The organism is Thiocapsa bogorovii (assembly GCF_021228795.1).
GTDB classification, from domain to species: domain Bacteria; phylum Pseudomonadota; class Gammaproteobacteria; order Chromatiales; family Chromatiaceae; genus Thiocapsa; species Thiocapsa bogorovii.
Map to the genome: position 1 here is coordinate 2,959,623 of NZ_CP089309.1, position 16,244 is coordinate 2,975,866.

16 protein-coding genes and 1 pseudogene are annotated in these 16,244 nt (G+C 66.2%); 8 read left to right on the plus strand and 9 right to left on the minus strand.

Annotation, left to right across the window (positions count from 1 at the left end):
- Positions 1 to 8: 8 nt before the first annotated feature.
- From LT988_RS13420 to LT988_RS13435, 4 genes are all read right to left on the minus strand, one after another.
- Positions 9 to 680: a class I SAM-dependent methyltransferase gene (locus tag LT988_RS13420; protein WP_232406077.1), complete on the minus strand. Its 672-nt coding sequence runs from the start codon at positions 678 to 680 to the stop codon at positions 9 to 11.
- The gene (gene lysA, locus LT988_RS13425; protein ID WP_232406078.1) at positions 677 to 1,927 is read right to left on the minus strand and encodes a diaminopimelate decarboxylase; all 1,251 of its coding nucleotides are present in this window, start codon (positions 1,925 to 1,927) and stop codon (positions 677 to 679) included. Before lysA ends, LT988_RS13420 begins: the two co-directional genes overlap by 4 nt.
- A 48-nt stretch (positions 1,928 to 1,975) precedes the next feature.
- Positions 1,976 to 2,185 (minus strand): LPS translocon maturation chaperone LptM, encoded by a 210-nt coding sequence (lptM, locus tag LT988_RS13430; RefSeq protein ID WP_232406079.1) that lies wholly within the window; start codon positions 2,183 to 2,185, stop codon positions 1,976 to 1,978.
- Positions 2,186 to 2,587: 402 nt separating this feature from the next.
- Complete coding sequence (locus LT988_RS13435; RefSeq protein ID WP_232406080.1) at positions 2,588 to 3,436, minus strand: META domain-containing protein; 849 nt, start codon at positions 3,434 to 3,436, stop codon at positions 2,588 to 2,590.
- A gap of 370 nt (positions 3,437 to 3,806) precedes the next feature.
- On the opposite strand from LT988_RS13435, the gene LT988_RS13440 reads away from it, so the two are divergent.
- Positions 3,807 to 4,799, plus strand: a complete 993-nt coding sequence (locus tag LT988_RS13440) for a TolC family protein (protein ID WP_232406081.1) — start codon at positions 3,807 to 3,809, stop codon at positions 4,797 to 4,799.
- Positions 4,796 to 5,569, plus strand: a complete 774-nt coding sequence (locus LT988_RS13445) for an efflux RND transporter periplasmic adaptor subunit (protein WP_232406082.1) — start codon at positions 4,796 to 4,798, stop codon at positions 5,567 to 5,569. Before LT988_RS13440 ends, LT988_RS13445 begins: the two co-directional genes overlap by 4 nt.
- Positions 5,570 to 5,621: 52 nt before the next feature.
- Here the strand turns inward: LT988_RS13445 and vapC are convergent, their stop codons facing one another.
- Both vapC and LT988_RS13455 read right to left on the minus strand, forming a co-directional pair.
- Positions 5,622 to 6,020: a type II toxin-antitoxin system tRNA(fMet)-specific endonuclease VapC gene (gene vapC / locus LT988_RS13450; protein ID WP_232406083.1), complete on the minus strand. Its 399-nt coding sequence runs from the start codon at positions 6,018 to 6,020 to the stop codon at positions 5,622 to 5,624.
- Positions 6,020 to 6,286, minus strand: a complete 267-nt coding sequence (locus tag LT988_RS13455; RefSeq protein ID WP_408648006.1) for an antitoxin — start codon at positions 6,284 to 6,286, stop codon at positions 6,020 to 6,022. The genes vapC and LT988_RS13455 overlap by 1 nt, the downstream gene beginning before the upstream one ends.
- Positions 6,287 to 6,587: 301 nt before the next feature.
- Here LT988_RS13455 and LT988_RS13460 point away from each other — a divergent pair, with 301 nt between their 5' ends.
- The 3 genes and pseudogenes from LT988_RS13460 (at position 6,588) to LT988_RS13470 (ending at position 8,184) form a co-directional block, all read left to right on the plus strand.
- A complete protein-coding gene (locus LT988_RS13460; RefSeq protein WP_232406084.1) occupies positions 6,588 to 7,124 on the plus strand; it encodes a lipocalin family protein in 537 nt (178 codons plus the stop codon).
- Between the two features lie 228 nt (positions 7,125 to 7,352).
- Positions 7,353 to 7,475: pseudogene (locus LT988_RS25415) on the plus strand (hypothetical protein); the annotation flags it as partial.
- Positions 7,476 to 7,581: 106 nt separating this feature from the next.
- Complete coding sequence (locus tag LT988_RS13470) at positions 7,582 to 8,184, plus strand: zinc finger domain-containing protein (RefSeq protein WP_232406085.1); 603 nt, start codon at positions 7,582 to 7,584, stop codon at positions 8,182 to 8,184.
- A gap of 70 nt (positions 8,185 to 8,254) precedes the next feature.
- Here the strand turns inward: LT988_RS13470 and LT988_RS13475 are convergent, their stop codons facing one another.
- Both LT988_RS13475 and LT988_RS13480 read right to left on the minus strand, forming a co-directional pair.
- Positions 8,255 to 8,626, minus strand: a complete 372-nt coding sequence (locus tag LT988_RS13475) for a hypothetical protein (RefSeq protein WP_232406086.1) — start codon at positions 8,624 to 8,626, stop codon at positions 8,255 to 8,257.
- A 267-nt stretch (positions 8,627 to 8,893) separates the two neighbouring features.
- Positions 8,894 to 11,194, minus strand: a complete 2,301-nt coding sequence (locus LT988_RS13480; protein WP_232406087.1) for a primosomal protein N' — start codon at positions 11,192 to 11,194, stop codon at positions 8,894 to 8,896.
- 457 nt (positions 11,195 to 11,651) lie between these two features.
- Here LT988_RS13480 and LT988_RS13485 point away from each other — a divergent pair, with 457 nt between their 5' ends.
- The 3 genes from LT988_RS13485 to LT988_RS13495 all read left to right on the plus strand — a co-directional run bounded on the left by LT988_RS13485 (position 11,652) and on the right by LT988_RS13495 (position 13,839).
- Positions 11,652 to 12,281 carry an HNH endonuclease gene (locus LT988_RS13485; RefSeq protein ID WP_232406088.1) on the plus strand — a complete coding sequence of 210 codons (630 nt, stop codon included), beginning with the start codon at positions 11,652 to 11,654 and terminating at the stop codon, positions 12,279 to 12,281.
- A gap of 43 nt (positions 12,282 to 12,324) precedes the next feature.
- Positions 12,325 to 13,200: a fructosamine kinase family protein gene (locus LT988_RS13490; RefSeq protein ID WP_232406089.1), complete on the plus strand. Its 876-nt coding sequence runs from the start codon at positions 12,325 to 12,327 to the stop codon at positions 13,198 to 13,200.
- A gap of 123 nt (positions 13,201 to 13,323) precedes the next feature.
- Positions 13,324 to 13,839 carry a SixA phosphatase family protein gene (locus LT988_RS13495; RefSeq protein ID WP_232410584.1) on the plus strand — a complete coding sequence of 172 codons (516 nt, stop codon included), beginning with the start codon at positions 13,324 to 13,326 and terminating at the stop codon, positions 13,837 to 13,839.
- Positions 13,840 to 14,185: 346 nt separating this feature from the next.
- On the opposite strand, the gene LT988_RS13500 is transcribed toward LT988_RS13495, so the two are convergent.
- Positions 14,186 to 16,234 carry an elongation factor G gene (locus LT988_RS13500; protein WP_232406090.1) on the minus strand — a complete coding sequence of 683 codons (2,049 nt, stop codon included), beginning with the start codon at positions 16,232 to 16,234 and terminating at the stop codon, positions 14,186 to 14,188.
- Positions 16,235 to 16,244 lie beyond the last annotated feature (10 nt).

Genomic DNA, 16,244 nt, shown 5'->3' on the forward strand with positions numbered 1-16,244 from the left:
CCCTGCACTCATCCGGGCAGGCGACCCGAGACGGCCAGATGGCGGTCGCTGACCACGCCGACCTCGAGCCCTTGGAGCCCCGCGGCGGCCAGCTGCTCGGTGACCTCCGCCGGCTCGAAGGCTGCGAAGAGCGAGTTGCGGAAGTCATCGCGCAAGACCTTCGGCTCGCCGGCGGCATAGGTCGCCACCAGCGCCTCGACCCAACCGGCCGAGGCCGGGCGCATCAGGTCCATGATCAGCACCGGAGCACCTGGCTTGCCGGTCTCGATCAGGGTTTGCCACAAGACCTGCGGGTCGTGCAGATGGTGCAGCAGACTGTTGGAGATGATCAGGTCGTAGCCGCCGCGATCCAGGGCCGCGGAGGGGATCCGATCGCAGATCAGTCGACACCGCTTGGCCACGCCGGGCAGGGCATCGAGCGCGCTTCGGGCAAGATCGAGCATGGGCCGGGAGCCGTCGAGCGCATCGCAGGTCGCCTTGGGCCAGGCGCGCAGGAAACGGATAACGATGTCCGCCGGCCCGCAGCCCAGATCGAGCACCCGCGCGCCGTCGAGCGGACCCGGCTCGAGCCGGCGCAGCAGCTCGATGAAGAGGGTGTTGGATTCGTTGAAATCCGCTTGGGCGTAGGCGAGCGCCTGCTCCTGCGTGTCCATCAGCTCGGGCTCGAGACGGCGTTTCATGACGGTAGAACGGACTCCCCGGCGTAAAGGCTCGCGACGGTCTCGCGCTCGCGCACTAGATGCACGTGGTCGCCGTCGACCATGACCTCGGGTACGCGCGGGCGACTATTGTAGTTGGAGCTCATGGTGAAGCCGTAGGCGCCCGAGCCGCGCACGGCGAGCAGGTCGCCCTCGCGCAACGCCAGCTGCCGGCCCTTGCCGAGGAAGTCCCCGGTCTCGCAGACCGGACCGACCAGATCATAGCGGGCCGGCTCCGCCTCGGTGTCGTGGATCACCGGCACGATGTCCTGAACGGCCTGATAGAGTGCGGGGCGCACCAGGTCATTCATCGCCGCATCCAGGATCGCGAAGTGACGCGTGCCGTTCTCCTTGAGATATTCCACGCGGGTCAGTAGAACGCCGGCGTTGCCGGCGATGGCGCGGCCCGGCTCCAGGAGGATCTCGTAGGGGCGATCGCCAAGCTGGTAGCTCATGGCCGCGGCATAGGCGGCGGGTTCCGGGGGATGCTCTTCGGTGTAGCGGATGCCGAGTCCGCCGCCGATGTCGAGATGCGCGATCGGGATGCCGATCTCGCCGAGCCGCTCGGCCAGGGTCAGCACGCGCCCGAGCGCGTCGATGAAGGGGGCCAGATCCGTGAGCTGCGACCCGATATGACAGTCGATGCCGATCACCCGCAGGTTCGGCAGGGCCGCGGCCCGCACATAGACCTCTTCGGCCGCGTGGATGTCGATCCCGAACTTGTTCTCCTTCAGGCCGGTGGCGATGTAGGGGTGGGTCTGCGCGTCGACGTCGGGATTCACCCGCAGCGACACGGGCGCAACCACACCCATCTCCCCGGCGATGCGATCGAGCCGGATCAGCTCGGACTCCGACTCGACGTTGAAGCAGCGAATGCCGACCTCCAAGGCGAAGCGGATCTCGTCCTCGCGCTTGCCGACCCCGGAGAAGATCACCTTGGCCGGGTCGCCCCCGGCGGCGAGCACGCGCTCGAGCTCGCCGAGCGAGACGATGTCGAACCCCGAGCCCAGGCGCGCCAGGACGTTCAGCACCGCCAGATTGGAGTTGGCCTTGACGGCGAAGCAGACCAGGTGCGGATGATCGCGGAAGGCGCGGTCGAAGGCGCGCCAATGGCGCTCCAGCGTCGCACGGGAATAGACATAACAGGGCGTACCGAAACGCGCGGCGATGTCGGCGAGCGGGACATCCTCGGCGTAGAGGACATCGTCGCGATAATTGAAGTGATCCATGCGGTCTCGGGAGGCTCTCGGCTTGAGGTGATTTTGGGGGCGATTCGGCTAGGGTCTGTCTGGAGGCGCGGTCGATTCCGGAGGCGGAACGGCCGCGCTCGGGACAACCGAGCCGATCTCGGCTGCGGACGCCGGAACCTCGACGACCGGCGGTTCGGGCAGATAGAGGGGGCCCTTCTGACCGCAGGCCCCGATCATACTCGCGATGCCGAACACGGTGACGAGGAGGTAGAAGGCTGTTCCGGCCCAGCAGTTCATGTGTGCCTCGTGTGGATCGGTCCCATGACGACCGGGAGTATAACCGGACTTGATGTTGGTCGGGCGGCTCCCGCAGGAGCCGCCCACCAACATCAAGGTGATTGAAACCTGACGTGGTGCAACGGTCGGAGGGGATATCCTCGGTAGATTGGTGCGGTTCCTTCGTCACCGCACCCTACTGCTCGGACAGGGGGCGTCGGGTGACGCAAAGGTTTCAATCACCGGCGACTTGACACGCGTGCCTTGCGGGCAGCCTTGACGGCATGGGAAGGCGACCTACGCCCTCGCGTGGCGCGGAGCGCCGGGGGGCGGTATGACACCGCGGGAGCGATACCGCGAGCGCATCGGGTCCGGGTGGCCGGACTCATGACCGTGCTCCGATCGGTCGCATCCTCGAGGGGCTCAGCGTGTCTCGGTTGCTTTCGCGGTCTCGGGGACAACCCGGAAACGCGCGGCAGTCGCGCCGTCTTCGGTCGTCAGCCAGAGCTGCTCGCCCTCGATGCGATAGCCTCGCACCATCCCGAGCGCCGCGGCATAGGCCGCCGCCTGCTCGGCAACCGCCTGCGGACCCCGGCAGGCCATGCGGGTGGTGGCGATGGGTCCGATCATGAGCCGACCCTCCTCCAAGGTGTAACCGCTCATGTAGCGGTTGCAGCCGTCGGAGCCCGAGAGGGTGCCATCCGGGGTCAAGGCCAGTGTGATCTCGGTGCCCTTCACCGTCGAGACCAGCGCCTGCTTGCCGTTGTTGTAGGTCTCCAGGCGCCAGGTGTCGCCGACCAACGGGGTCTCGGTCAGGGTTTCCAGCAGGATCAGGACGGCGCCACCGGCATCGAGCAGCTCCAACGTCCGTTCGGCCTGTCGATATCCGGCCACGGCAGCGAGATGCGTCGTGATCGCCTGCTCCAGGGCCATCAACGACTCCTCGCAGGCCATCATGGTCATGGCCATGCGCGGGTCGATCGTCAGGTGATCTCCCTCGAGGGTGTAGCCGCCCGAGAAGCTGTTGCAGCCCACTGTTCCGGAGACGCGACCCTCGGCGAAGGCGAGTCGCGGCGGCACGTCGCGGGGCTCGATGGAGACGAGATCGGTATCGGCCTCGGCGTCGGACCGATAGGCGAGGATCCGCCACGCCGTCGCGTCGATCGCGGGCACGGCAGTCTCGGCGCTTCCCGCCATCGGCTCATCGGTCGCAACGGACGGGACGACCGTGCCGATCAGGCCGAGAAGGACCAGGGTTCGAAGGGCTGACATGCGCAAGATCCTCTGGATTGCGGTGGATTGGGGTTGGGGTTTTCGGCCATCGATACAGTCGACGCGGCGCACCGTGCGCCGGCACGAAACACCCCCCGTCGATTGGTTGAGTGCGGCGTCACAGCGCCAGTGTAACCCCGCCCGAATTACCTGCCGAGCCGTCACGGGAAGCCGGATCGGTAAACCCGAGCGAATCGCTTGAGCCCCGACCCGTAATCGGCTTAATCTCCCGGTTCGCCGGATCGCGCTCACGGATCCCGGCTCACGAATCCCCGCCCGACGAGGGCAAGCCGGCAACGCGATGCGCGAGGTGGTTCCATTCCATGGCAGGGCCAACGTCCGAGACGCCGATACGCACGGATCCTCAACCATGAGTATCGTGCCGCGCCGCTGTGCGCTCGGAAGCCGAATCTTCGTCCTGCTCGCCGGAGCTGTCTTTACTACGGCCTCGGTAGCGGCCATCTCCGATCCGCTCGGCCTGGAGGAGGCCCTGGAGGCCGCGTCCGGTCACCCCCGGGTCGCGGCCTCGCCCGAGATCGCCGGTCTTCTTCCCCGGCGCCAATCGCTCTACCTGGACTGTCAGCGTCTTGCCTTTCGCAGCTCGAGCGTTGCCGACCCCGAGCGCAACCGCCCGCTCGAACCTTTGATCAGCGCCCGAGACGCGCAACGCCTGGAGATCATGGAGCGCTTCTTCGACGTGCTGCTCGCCGATCTGAGCTTTTCCACCGAGAGCGAGGCCATGGCGGTTGCCTATATCCAGTTCGACCGCGCTTCCGTGCGCAACGAGCTCGGCCAGATCTCGCCGCTACGCGTGCTGGAGCTCGAGGCGGTCTATCAGGAGATCCTGCACCGCCGCTCGGCAAGCGAGATCAGCCAGCAGTTGACGCGCGCGCTGCTCGCACAGGCCCTCGGCAATCCGGCCGATCTGCCGCGTAACCTGCTGCAGCCCACCCTCGCGATGCCGCCCGAGCCTCCGCCGACCCTGGACACCGTCCTCGCACAAGCGCTTGAGACCCCCGTCGTGCGCGACCTGCTGGAGGGCCGCTCGCAGGCCGACCGTGACCTCATTCAGATGGAGGTCCGCCAACAGGCGCTGGAGCTGCTGCTGCGTCTGCGGGCATTGACCGCGGCCGAGCGCAACCTGCGCACCGAGTTGGCCTGGCGCGATCTGAAACTCGACGAAAGTCGCACACTCTACGAGCAGGAGGTGACCGCCGACCTCGGTTATTCCATGAGTCAACAGACCCAGACCCGGCAGCAGAGCCAACGGGTGAGCTTCTGCCGCGCACTGGTGTGGGCCGAGCTCGAGGCCCTTACCGGACAGCCCCTCGCCGAAGCGACACACGGAGATCAAGATCAATGACGAAACAGGCGTGGTTCATCGCCCTCGGCGTGCTCATGCTCGCGACGGATGCCTTCGCCGTCGAGGAGCTCAAAGGTTGGCTCGAATGGGTGCATGAGGTGGAGATGCGCGTGCTCGAAAACGGCGTGGTCGACGAGGTCCTCGTCAGCGCCGGTCAGCATGTCGCTAAAGGCGATCTCCTGTTGAGGATGGACCAGCGCGAAGCCCAAGCCAGGCTCCTGGAGGCGAAGGCCCGCGTCGCCCGAGCGCGCGTGGAGACGGAGAAGGCCGGGCGCGATCTGACACGCAGCCAAGAGCTGTTCGATCGCGGCTTGATCGCCATCGAGGAGCTCAAGGACGCCGAGCTTCAGCAGCTCGCCGCTGCGGCGGAGGAGGAGGCTGCGAAAGCGGCCGAGGCCACGGCCCAAGTCGCACTCGAGCATACCGAGCTGCGCGCCCCTTTTGACGGGATCGTGGTCTCGCGTAAGGTTTGGAACGGCGCTGTGATCTACAAGACGATCCAGCAGGAGCCCCTCATCGTGATCGCACCGGACGATCAAATGCTCGCTCGCGCCCTCGTCACCGCCGGCACGCTGCGGCGCTTCAAGCCGGGCCAGCCGGCACGCATCAAGATCAACGGGGCCATGCGCGACGGTCGCGTCTACAGTCTCGGCGTGCAGGCCGTACGCGTGGAGCTCGAAGGCGCCGTCTACTATCTCGACATCATCTTCGATCGCCGCCCCAACGAGCTGCTGCGGCCTTCCGAGACTGTGCAGATCGTTTTGCCCTGAGGTCGCAGCACGGCGGGCAAATCGATGCTCGAGCACGCCTTCCCTGACCCAATCAGACCCAGTTCTCGATGCTCAACCCGCGCACACGCTGAAACTCTCTCACGTTGTTGGTCACAAGTGTGCAATTAAGGTGTAGGGCATGCGCCGCGATCAGCAGGTCGTTGGAGCCAATCGGCGTTCCTTGCGTTTCCAATTCACGACGTATCTCCGCGTAGTCATCGGACGCTGCTTGAGGCCAATCCAGCACCGGACAGTAAACCAGAAAGTCCGCTAAGGCCGCCGTATTCTCCTCCCTTCGCTGACTCTTCCGGATGCCGAATCGCAGCTCGGCCAGCACGATGGCGGACAAGCCGACCTCACCGATCGCAGTCCGTCGTAACCGCGCCTGCACCCCGTGAGGGTGGCGTTTCATGATGTAGATGCAGATGTCGGTATCGAGCATCCAGCGCATCAGAGATTTTCCCTGGATTGGGGAGGTGGGTCATCGACGCTGTCGGGCACATCGTCGGTGAGGTGCCGTCCGCGGGCAAAGTAGTCGTCCCATGAGCGTGGCTTGGGTGTAAGCACGATACTGTCGCCCTCTCGGCGAATCAGCACCTCCTCAGCATCAATCTCGAGGTCACGAGGTAAGCGCACGGCCTGATTGCTCCCGTTGCGAAAGAGCCGTGCAGTACGCGGTAGGATCGGGTCAGCTGCGGGAGACTGGGGGTCGGTCATAGAAATATCTCAAGCCTATGCAATTGCCATAGGCTAAACGTCGAAGACCATCTGGGTCAATCTTCATCGGTGCGGATTCGATGCGACGAGGTTCCACCACCTTCGCTCACATGTGAGATGCCTCTCGTCCTGAGGCCTCGACGGTGGTCGGTCTTCTGCACATGGGAGCCCTGGCATCGGCCGCTTTCTCTCAATCGTCGTCGCGCCGCGAGGGCGATTCGACGAGTCCGAGGGAAAAGTCAAGACCCGCCACCGGTCGTTTCGCCTTGCTTCCGCGCAATGCACGCCCACCTTGCGGTGCATGATCACGAACACGCATTTTACCTTCCGCGGTCTGCTGCCGGGTCGTCTCGGGAAGCGCCGCCCTCCGCCCGAGACGGTCGCGCGGGTCGACCTGGATCGGCTGATGGGGACTTGGTTCGAAGTGGCCAGGCTGCCGAATCTCGAGGCCGACGGCCCTGGGCAGCAGAGTGTGAACGTCACGGCGACCTATGCGAAGCGCCCCGACGGCCGTATCACCGTTCGAACCGCGGCCTACAACGCAAAGGCCCGGATGCGGCGCAACGAGGTGAATGGCACGGTCCATCCCGCCGACCCGAGCGGCGCGAAGCTGATCTTGAGATTCTTCAAGCTGATTCGGGGCGACCTCTGGGTCATCGGGCTGGACCCGGAGTACCGATGGGCGCTGATGGGGACGCCGAGCCGTAAGCGGCTTTGGCTCATCGCCCGCGCCCCGCGGATCGAGCCGGACGACTATGGTCGCGCCATGGCGATCGCGGTCGCGCAGGGCTACGACGCGGCGCGCGTCAAACCGACGCTGAATGAGGTCCCGACCTGAAGCGGGGCCGCCAAGCGCCCGGCGCCCCCGCCGGCGACCAGGGGCCGGCGACCGTTCGTCTCCGAGAGGGGCGCGGTCGGTCTCGCGCGCGAGCGAACACTCGACACCCTGCCGACGCCGCGTGTCCAGGTGTGCGATCGGCCGGCAGCGGGCTGCCCCAACGATGTGACCGCGTGGCGTCTCGGTGCGACACGCGCCGATCCAGCGGTTTCCGTGTGCCGCGATGTCATGCCCGAAGGCCCTGAAATCCGCCGCGCCGCGGACCGCATCGCCGCGGCCATCGCCGGCCAAAGACTCGCCGAGGTCCGCTTCGGTCTGCCGCGCCTGCGCCGATTCGAGGACGAGTTGATCGGGGCCCGAGTCGTCGCGGTCGAGACCCGAGGCAAGGCCCTGCTGATCGCCTTACGAGCCGGGCCTGACCCTCTACGCCCACAATCAGCTCTACGGCGTTTGGTACGTGCGCCGGCGCGGGGAGCTGCCGAGCACCGCCCGCAGCCTGCGGGTAGCCCTGCACACCGAGACCGACAGCGCACTCCTCTACAGCGCGTCGGACATCGCCGTGCTGGACGCCGACGAGCTGCTGCGCCATCCGTACCTTGCCCGGCTCGGCCCGGACCTGCTCGACCCCTCGCTGCACTGGCGCGACCTGGCCCGGCGGCTGCACGGGCCCGCCTTCCGCAACCGCAGCCTCGGCGCCCTGTACTTGGATCAGGGCTTTCTCGCCGGGCTGGGCAACTACCTGCGCAGCGAGATCTTGTTCGCGGCCGGATTGCATCCGGCGCAGCGTCCCCGCGACATGGACCGGAAGACCCGCAATCGGCTGGCCCGGGCGACGCTGGAGATCGGCTGGCGCGCCTATCTCGGCGGGGTCACCAATCCCGAGGTCCGGGTGGCGGCACTCAAGGCCGCGGGGCAGTCGCGCCGTGGCTATCGCTTTGCCGTATTCGGTCGCGACGGGCTCCCCTGCCATGTCTGCGGTGCGGCCATCGAGCGGATCGAGGTCGGCGGGCGGCGGCTCTACCGGTGTCCGAGCTGTCAGCCGTGCGCGTCGACGCGATGATCGCCGATATCGGTCGGAACGGGCTGTCGCGCCATGTCTCGCCCGCGGTCCTCGGTTTCGTCGACCCCGCCTATCCCGGCGCCCCGGACCCGACGGCGCCGCGAAGGGATGTCGGGCAATCAGATAATATAGGCCGGAAGCCACGGTCGAGAAGCGACTGATCCACACCGTAAGAGCGCACCTGGATGGTTTGACCCGGCTCTACCGGAACGCTCGCGCGCAACACCGAGAGGATCTCCATGCGATAGACGACGTCGAAGCGCTCGGTGGATTCCGCCGCGGTCTGCACCTGCAGGACCTTGACCTCGAGGACCGCTCGGGCACCGGCCTTGAGCGTCTGCACCGCATCCGGCGGCAGCACCGCGCGGACCGTCCCGGTCAGGAGAGCGAGCAGCCCGAAGGCAGCGATGGCGGCGGATTGCATCAAGCGGGTCGCGGACATGTCGTTTCATCCTCTTCGGGTTCACGCGTGGCCGGGTCGTCTGAGTGTGCGGGCGGAAGAACCCGGTCGGCTTGCCCCGGCCTCGGCCGAGGTCGAGAACCGGTTGCCAAACGGGTGAAGGAGCATCAAGTACTCCTCGGACCCTGACGAGACGGATATCCCGGGCATGTTGCGGCCGCCGGACCGAGCACCTGGACGCGTCGGGTGGACAAGCGCAGTGCAGTCCACCAGCCCCGGCGAAACTCGACAAGAGCAACCGCTCGACGCTCAGTACATATCCTGCGGATCCACGTCCAGCGACCAGCGCAGTCCTTTGCTTCTGGGTAAAGCCCGCAGGGCGCGGCTCCAGCTGGCCAGAAACCGCTGGAGTCGCGGACGTCGGGAGGATTGGATCAGAAGCTGGGCGCGGTAGCGCCCACCGCGGCGCTCCATCGGCGCCGGGACCGGGCCGTAGCACTGCACTCCGGTCTCGGCGCGCCGTTCGGCAGGGCCCTCGTTGAGTTCCTCCTCCTGCCCTTCTGCAAGCCCTTCTGCAATGAGGCGGGCCTGATTCAAGAAGGCCGTCGCGGTTTCGGCGGTCGGGGCCTCGGCGCGCAGCAGCACGAGATGGCTGAACGGCGGTAGCTCGGCCTCGCGCCGCTCGGCGAGGGCCGTGGTCGCGAAGCCCGTGTAACCCTCGCGCAAGAGGCTTTGTAGCAGGGGGTGCTCGGGGTGGCGGGTCTGAAGGACCACTCGCCCGGGGCGCTCGGCACGTCCTGCGCGTCCGGTGACCTGCACGATCAGTTGCGCGGTGCGTTCCGGTGCGCGGAAATCGCTTGCGTAGAGCGATTGGTCGAGATCCAGGATCCCGACCAGGGTCACGCCGGGGAAGTCGTGCCCTTTGGCCAGCATCTGCGTGCCGAGCAGGATCTGCACCTCGCCGCGCCGGACCTCGTCCAGCAGGCGTGCCAGCTCGCCGCGACGCCGGGTGGTGTCGCGGTCGAGCCGGGCGATGCCGACGCCCGGAAACAGGGGGCGCAGCTCCTCGTCGAGTCGCTCGGTGCCGCGTCCGAGCATGCGCAGATCCGTCCCTTTGCAGTCCGGACAGGTGTCGGGCAGCGGCCGAGTCCAACCGCAGTGGTGACACCAGAGGCGTCGGCGGGCCAGGTGGAGGGTGAGGCGCGCGTCGCAGTGCGGGCATTCGCCGACCCAACCGCAGGCGTGACAGGTGAGCACCGGGGCATAGCCGCGACGGTTCAGAAAGAGGAGTACCTGATTGCCGGCGGCGATCTCGGTGCGCATCTCTTCGCGCAGGACCGCGGAGAGCCCGGCCTGGAGCGGCTGATTGCGGATATCCAGCAGCGAGGTCCGCGGCGTGCAGGCGGCGCCCGCGCGCTGGGGCAGGCGCAACCAGCCGTAGCGGGCGGTCTGCGCGTTGTTGAGCGTCTCGAGCGAGGGTGTCGCCGAGCCGAGCACGACCGGGCAACCGACCAGCTGGGCGCGTCGCACGGCGAGATCCCGTGCCGAGTAGCGGAATCCCTCCTGCTGCTTGAGCGAGGCGTCATGCTCCTCGTCGACCAGGATCAGCCCGAGGCGCGGCAGGGGCACGAACACCGCCGAGCGCGTCCCGAGCACGACGCCTGCGTGTCCGGAGGCGGCGCGGTGCCAGGCTCGCTCGCGGTCTCCGGCGGCGAGCCCGGAATGCAAGACAGCGGGCGGGTCGGGCAGTCGCGAGGCCAGGCGCTCGCGCAACTGCGGGGTCAGGCCGATCTCGGGAACGATCAGGAGGGTCTGGGCGCCGCGGGCGGCGGCGGCCTCGATCAGGCGGATGTAGACCTCGGTCTTGCCGCTGCCGGTCACGCCATCGAGCAGGAATGGGCTGAAGCCGCCGAGCCCGGCGGCGACCCGACGAAGCGCCTCGGTCTGATCCGCATTGAGCTCGGGACCGGGTTCGGGCTCGGCGCCTGAGGTCTGGGTGACGGGTCCCGCCGGCGTGAGGCGGCAGGTCTCCAGCAGGCCGCGTGCACGGAGGCTGCGCAGCGTCGCCGCACAGGGGCCAAGGCGTGCGTTCAGATCGGCCACCGCGATGCCCTCGGGTACGGACCTGACCAGGGTCAGAAGCTCGCGCTGCTTCGGGGCTCGCCGCAGTGTGTCGAGATCCAGTGTTCGACCGGCCAGTGTCGCCGAGACGCCTGGGATCTGCTCGTCCATGATGGGCATGGCTCGGCGCAGACGGGCGGGGAGCGCGCTGAAGAGGGCCTCGCCGATCGGTTGCCGGTAGTAGTCCGCCGCCCAACGGATCAGGGTCAAGTCGGCTGCGCTCAGGACGGGCCGCGGATCGAGCAGGCGCTCGATCGGCTTCAGACGGGCGGGATCCTGATCGGAGGTGTCGCGCAGCTCGAGCAGGATGCCCACGCGCCGACTTCGGCCGAAGGGCACCAGCACGCGCTGACCGGGCGACAGTGACGGCGTTGCCGAGGAGTCGTCCGATGCCGGAGATGGCATCAGATAATCGAACGCATCCATCAGCGGCGCCGCGACGGCGACACGCAGGATCGGACCGGGCTTTCTGATCGGGGCGGGTGGCACGTTGGTCGAGCGCTTGTTTCGAGGACGGGTTTTAGGGACAGGCGACAGTCGTCGATTAGACGCGAGACGTCTGCGCTTGGCTAGAAAACACCGCCAATCACTTGTCGTGGAACATGAAACCCGAGCAATTCACAATTTCTGTGGATAAGTCTGGGGATGACGGGTGCAAAGTCGACGCGAACAGGCGTCATTGTTACGGTTATGTTCGTTTGGAAACTTTTTAGCCAATTTGTAAACATGAGTCTGATCAGTCGCTTGAATACCGGGCAAGTGCCTCTTCCGGGGCGACGGGAACATTCGCCGAGGGTCTTTGGCGGCATGCGCGGCGGCTGTGAATGATCAGTGGGTTAAAGAACGGGTTCTCCACGATTCGATCGCGAAACCCGTTGACGGCGCCGGCTTGCGCGAGAAGGTCAACTGTGTATCATGCTCGCAAATTCCGAGCCGTAACGCCGCTATGTTGTCACTGACTCAACAGGTACTGCGAACGGATTTGGCGGGTATGCCGATGGAGTGGGTGGACTACCGGGTTGCCGCCCGGTTGTATTTCCTCGGGCAGGTGGCCTATGCCTGCGGGGATGCCTTGTTCGAGCTCCGCGGCGGTATCAATTCGAGTACCCATCGACAGAGTCGCTTGGAGATCCACTCCATCATCGCGACCTACGGGACGCATCATGCCCTGAACAAGCTTCAGGACGATTATGCACCACCCCTGTCGAACCGCACCCTGTTTCACCGCGATGACCACATGTGCATGTATTGCGGCAGCCGCTTTTCGGGGCGTCATCTTTCGCGCGATCACGTACGTCCCACCAGTCGTGGTGGCCAGGATGTCTGGAACAACGTCGTGACCGCCTGTGTGCGGTGCAACAATTTCAAGGCCGGGCGGACGCCCGAGGCGGCCGGGATGGAGTTGTTGGCGGTGCCCTTCACGCCGACGCACGCGGAGTACATCTTCCTGATGGGGCGCCACGTCCTGGCGGATCAGATGGCCTTCCTACGAGCCCACTTTCCGCGCTCGAGTCCGCTGCATCGACGCATCGCTCGGGGTATCGACGAGACCTCGATGCATGAATCCGATGCGTGAGTCCTCCAAGTGAGCCCGGCAAATTGCCGGGTCATTGATCCGGATGAATGATCGCGAGGCGATCGCACGCCAAATCGCGAGTGCGACCGGACGACCTTTCCGCCTCCAGCGAGAGCAGTCGGTCGGCGGCGGTTGCATCAATCGCGCGGTGGTTCTCGGCGACGGTGCGTGGGCCTATTTCGTCAAGCTCAACAGCGCCGACCGTCTGGGGATGTTCGAAGCGGAGTCCGAGGGCCTCGCCGCCTTGCGCGCGGCGAATGCGATCCGAGTGCCCGAGCCTGTCTGCACAGGTCTTGCGGGCAACCAAAGTTTCCTGGCAATCGAACACCTCGATCTCTCCGGGCGTTTGGACGGCGCGGAGGCGGGCCGCCGACTGGCGCAGCTGCATAGAGTCACCGCTTCCAACTTCGGCTGGCATCGCGACAACACCATCGGGTCGACCCCCCAGCACAACCTTCGAGCGTCGGAGTGGGTCGACTTTTGGCGTGCGCATCGGCTCGGTTTTCAGCTGGATCTGGCCGCCCGCAACGGCTACGGCCGCGCCTTGTCGGACCCGGGCGAGCGCTTGATGTCGGTCCTCGAGGATCTGATCGGTCACCGTCCCGTGCCGTCTCTGCTTCACGGCGATCTTTGGGGCGGCAACATCGGCGCAACCCGCGAGGGTGAGCCGGTCATCTTCGATCCGGCCGCCTATCACGGTGATCGGGAGACGGATCTGGCCATGACCGAGCTCTTCGGCGGCTTCGGGTCCGACTTCTACGCGGCCTATCGCGAGGCTTGGCCGCTGCCGCCCGAATACGGCACGCGCCGGATCCTCTACAATCTTTACCATGTCTTGAATCACCTCAACCTTTTCGGCGGCGGCTATCTCGCACAGGCCAAAGGAATGATGGATCGGCTGCTGGCGGCGGTGCGCTGAGGACCGGTGTGCGCGGTGCGGGGATTCGTCGTTTCCTTGAAGATGACGGATATGTTAAAAGTCCGCTATTGCGACCAAGATTTGTCCGATCTCTGATTGAGTTACGCCGACCCTTTCTTCTCCATGCCCAGAGAGCTTCTCATCCTGCGACACGCCAAGTCCGACTGGGACTCGGTCGCGACGAGCGACTTCGATCGCCCTTTGGCCAAACGCGGAAAGAGCGACGCCCCCAAGGTCGGAGCCTGGCTCTATCGGGAGGGTCTGGTCCCGGATCTGGTGGTGAGCTCCCCGGCCGAGCGCGCCAAACAGACCGCGTCGAAGGTCTGCAAGTGTCTCGACATCAAGAAAAAGCAGATCGTCTGGGATGTCGACATCTACGAGGCCGAGGCACCGAAGCTCTTGTCCGTCCTCGGGCGCTGTTCCCCCGAGGCAGCGACCGTCCTGCTGATCGGCCATAACCCGGGTCTCGAGCAACTCCTCATGCACCTCGTCGGCGAGGATCTGGAGATCCCGGACGACGGCAAGCTCCTCCCCACCGCCACCGTGGCCCGCCTGGAGATGCCGGACGATTGGAGTGCGCTGCCGTGCGGCAGTGCTCAGCTGATCTCGATCACCCGCCCGCGCAGCCTCAAAGGCTGATTCCGTCACGACTTAAACGGCGCCCGGAGCGGTATGCGATGTTTTTGGATGGGATCGGCCCCGTCAGACTTGACTACCGCTGGAGCCGGCGCGGTTTAAAACATTAAAAAATAGATTATTTTAAGCCGCATGCCCGCTAAGCGCCGTGGATGCACTAAATGTAGAGCTTACTCGAAAATGAGCATCTTACTCGGGACGCGGTTTAGCCCGGCCGCCGCGTCCCGGCAGCGTCCGATCGATAAGACCCTCTTTCGCTTTCTTCCCCTAAACCGCGCCCCGCCAAGTCCGCGTGTGACCGCCAAGGCCGCAGCGACCCCGCAACATCGCCTGTCGTGTCGAGCGCGGTTTAGAGATCGAACCTGTCGAACTCCATGCTGAACTGCCCGCGGCCTTGGGTGAGGCTGCGCAGCGCTGTGGCATAGCCGAGGAGGGGTTCGAGGGCAGCCTCCGCACGGATCGCGACGTCCTCGCCGACGGACTCGGTGCCCTGGATCAAAGCGCGTCGCGCCTGCAGATCGCCTAAGACCGTGCCGAGGCTCGGCTCCGGGATCACGACCTCGACACGCATGATCGGATGCATCGCCGTCGGCTCGGCGCGCTCGAGCGCTTGGCGCAACGCCTTGGATGCCGCTGCGCCGAGGGCCTCCGGGGTCGAGGCCGCGCCGAAAAGCTCCACCTCGGTGATCCGCACCGAGATGTCCTGCACTTGAGCGGCGAGCAAGGGTCCGGCCGCCAGTGTCGATCTCAGCGATTGCTCGATCGTCTCGCGTTGCAGCGTGCTCGGCTCTGCCCCTTCGGGGATGACGCGAGCGGCCCATTCGAGCCGTTCGCCGGTCCCTCGCGCGAGCGGCTCGATCGCGAGTGCGACGCGCGCCATGAGATCGTGCTGGCGCGGATCGGCGGTCGGCGGCGGCGCAAACACGACATCCGCCGATGCCGGCCGGCGGATGGTCTCGCGAACGGCGACGGCCGGTCGGCCGCTGCGGATCCGCACGCCGAATTCGCGCTCGATGCGCTCGAGTACGATCTGGATGTGGAGCTCTCCCATGCCGCGCAACAGCCGCTGGCCGGTCTCGGGATCCTCTTCGACGCGCAGGGTCGGGTCCTCTTGCTGGACCTTGTCCAAGACCTCGAGCAGCTTCTCTTCATCCGTGCCGGCGGCGGGCTCGATCGCCAGCCCCAGCACCGGGGCGCGGGCCTCGATCCGTTCGAGGCTCAGAAGGTGGCCGGGGGCGCAGAGTGTATCGCCGGTCGAGGCCAGCCTCAGTCCAGCCAGGAGGACGATCTCGCCGGCTTCGGCCCGATCGATGCGGGTCTTCTTGCCGGCATCCACATCGAATAGCCGTGCGACCTGCTCCCGCCGAGCCCCGCCGGTCGGGGTCGGCACCTCCACCGTGTCGCCCGGCGATAAGATCCCGCGATAGATCCGCGCGAACACATGACGGCGTCCCTCCCAGAGTTGGACCTTGAAGGCCAGGGCCGCCAGCGGACCCTCGGTCCCCATGGCAATCTCGACCTCGGTCCCGTCCGGGAGGATGGCATGCGCCGAGGGTCGGTCGAGAGGAGCGGGAAGGAAATCGACCACCCCATCGAGCAGCGGTTGAACCCCGAGATTCCGAAGCGCACTTCCGCCGTAGCAGGGGCAGAAGCGGCCCGCCAGCGTGCCGCGACGAATTGCGTTGCGAAGGGCATCGGGCGGCGGCTCCTCGCCTGCCAGCACGCCTTCGGCCAGGTCCTCGTCCATCTCGGCGGCGGCCAGGTACAGGGACTCGCGCAGATCAGCGGTCGCGTCCCAGAGTGCGTCCGGACACGGCTCGGTGACGAGCGCGTCGCCCTGCTCGCCGAGGAAACCAATTCGCCTTCGCCCGATCAAATCCACGACCGCGCCCTCGTCCGGGAGCGGAACGGTGATGGCGACCGGCTCGATCTTCAGGCGCCGCCGAACCGCGTCGAGCGCCCGCCGGTAGTCAGCCCCGGGGCGATCCATCTTGTTGACGAAGAAGAGGGCGGGCAGATTGAAGCGGGTGCGCTGACGCCATACCGTCTCGGTTTGAGGCTCGACGCCCCGCACCCCGTCGAGTACTAGGATGCAGCCGTCGAGGACGCGCATGGCGCGCTCGACCTCGATCGTAAAGTCGACATGACCGGGTGTGTCGACCAACTGCAGTAGGTGCTCTCGCCAGGGTGCCTTCGTCACGGCGGCGGTGATGGTGATGCCGTGCTGTTGCTCCTCGGCCATGTAGTCCATGTGGGCGGCGCCGTCGTGGACCTCGCCGATCTTGTAGGACGCGCCGGTGTAGAAGAGGATCCGCTCGGTCAGCGTGGTCTTGCCCGCATCGACGTGGGCGGCGACGCCGATGTTGCGGACGTGAGACAATCGCGACAGTTTTTTCATCCGATTTCAA

Coding starts and splice junctions, on each gene's coding strand:
- LT988_RS13455 (WP_408648006.1), bottom strand. CDS start 6,286: ATGACCGACCCCCAGTCTCCCGCAGCTGACCCGATCCTACCGCGTACT.
- LT988_RS13420 (WP_232406077.1), bottom strand. CDS start 680: ATGAAACGCCGTCTCGAGCCCGAGCTGATGGACACGCAGGAGCAGGCG.
- LT988_RS13435 (WP_232406080.1), bottom strand. CDS start 3,436: ATGTCAGCCCTTCGAACCCTGGTCCTTCTCGGCCTGATCGGCACGGTC.
- LT988_RS13460 (WP_232406084.1), top strand. CDS start 6,588: ATGATCACGAACACGCATTTTACCTTCCGCGGTCTGCTGCCGGGTCGT.
- LT988_RS13495 (WP_232410584.1), top strand. CDS start 13,324: ATGCCCAGAGAGCTTCTCATCCTGCGACACGCCAAGTCCGACTGGGAC.
- LT988_RS13475 (WP_232406086.1), bottom strand. CDS start 8,626: ATGTCCGCGACCCGCTTGATGCAATCCGCCGCCATCGCTGCCTTCGGG.
- LT988_RS13485 (WP_232406088.1), top strand. CDS start 11,652: ATGTTGTCACTGACTCAACAGGTACTGCGAACGGATTTGGCGGGTATG.
- LT988_RS13500 (WP_232406090.1), bottom strand. CDS start 16,234: ATGAAAAAACTGTCGCGATTGTCTCACGTCCGCAACATCGGCGTCGCC.
- lptM (WP_232406079.1), bottom strand. CDS start 2,185: ATGAACTGCTGGGCCGGAACAGCCTTCTACCTCCTCGTCACCGTGTTC.
- LT988_RS13490 (WP_232406089.1), top strand. CDS start 12,325: ATGAATGATCGCGAGGCGATCGCACGCCAAATCGCGAGTGCGACCGGA.
- LT988_RS13440 (WP_232406081.1), top strand. CDS start 3,807: ATGAGTATCGTGCCGCGCCGCTGTGCGCTCGGAAGCCGAATCTTCGTC.
- lysA (WP_232406078.1), bottom strand. CDS start 1,927: ATGGATCACTTCAATTATCGCGACGATGTCCTCTACGCCGAGGATGTC.
- vapC (WP_232406083.1), bottom strand. CDS start 6,020: ATGCGCTGGATGCTCGATACCGACATCTGCATCTACATCATGAAACGC.
- LT988_RS13445 (WP_232406082.1), top strand. CDS start 4,796: ATGACGAAACAGGCGTGGTTCATCGCCCTCGGCGTGCTCATGCTCGCG.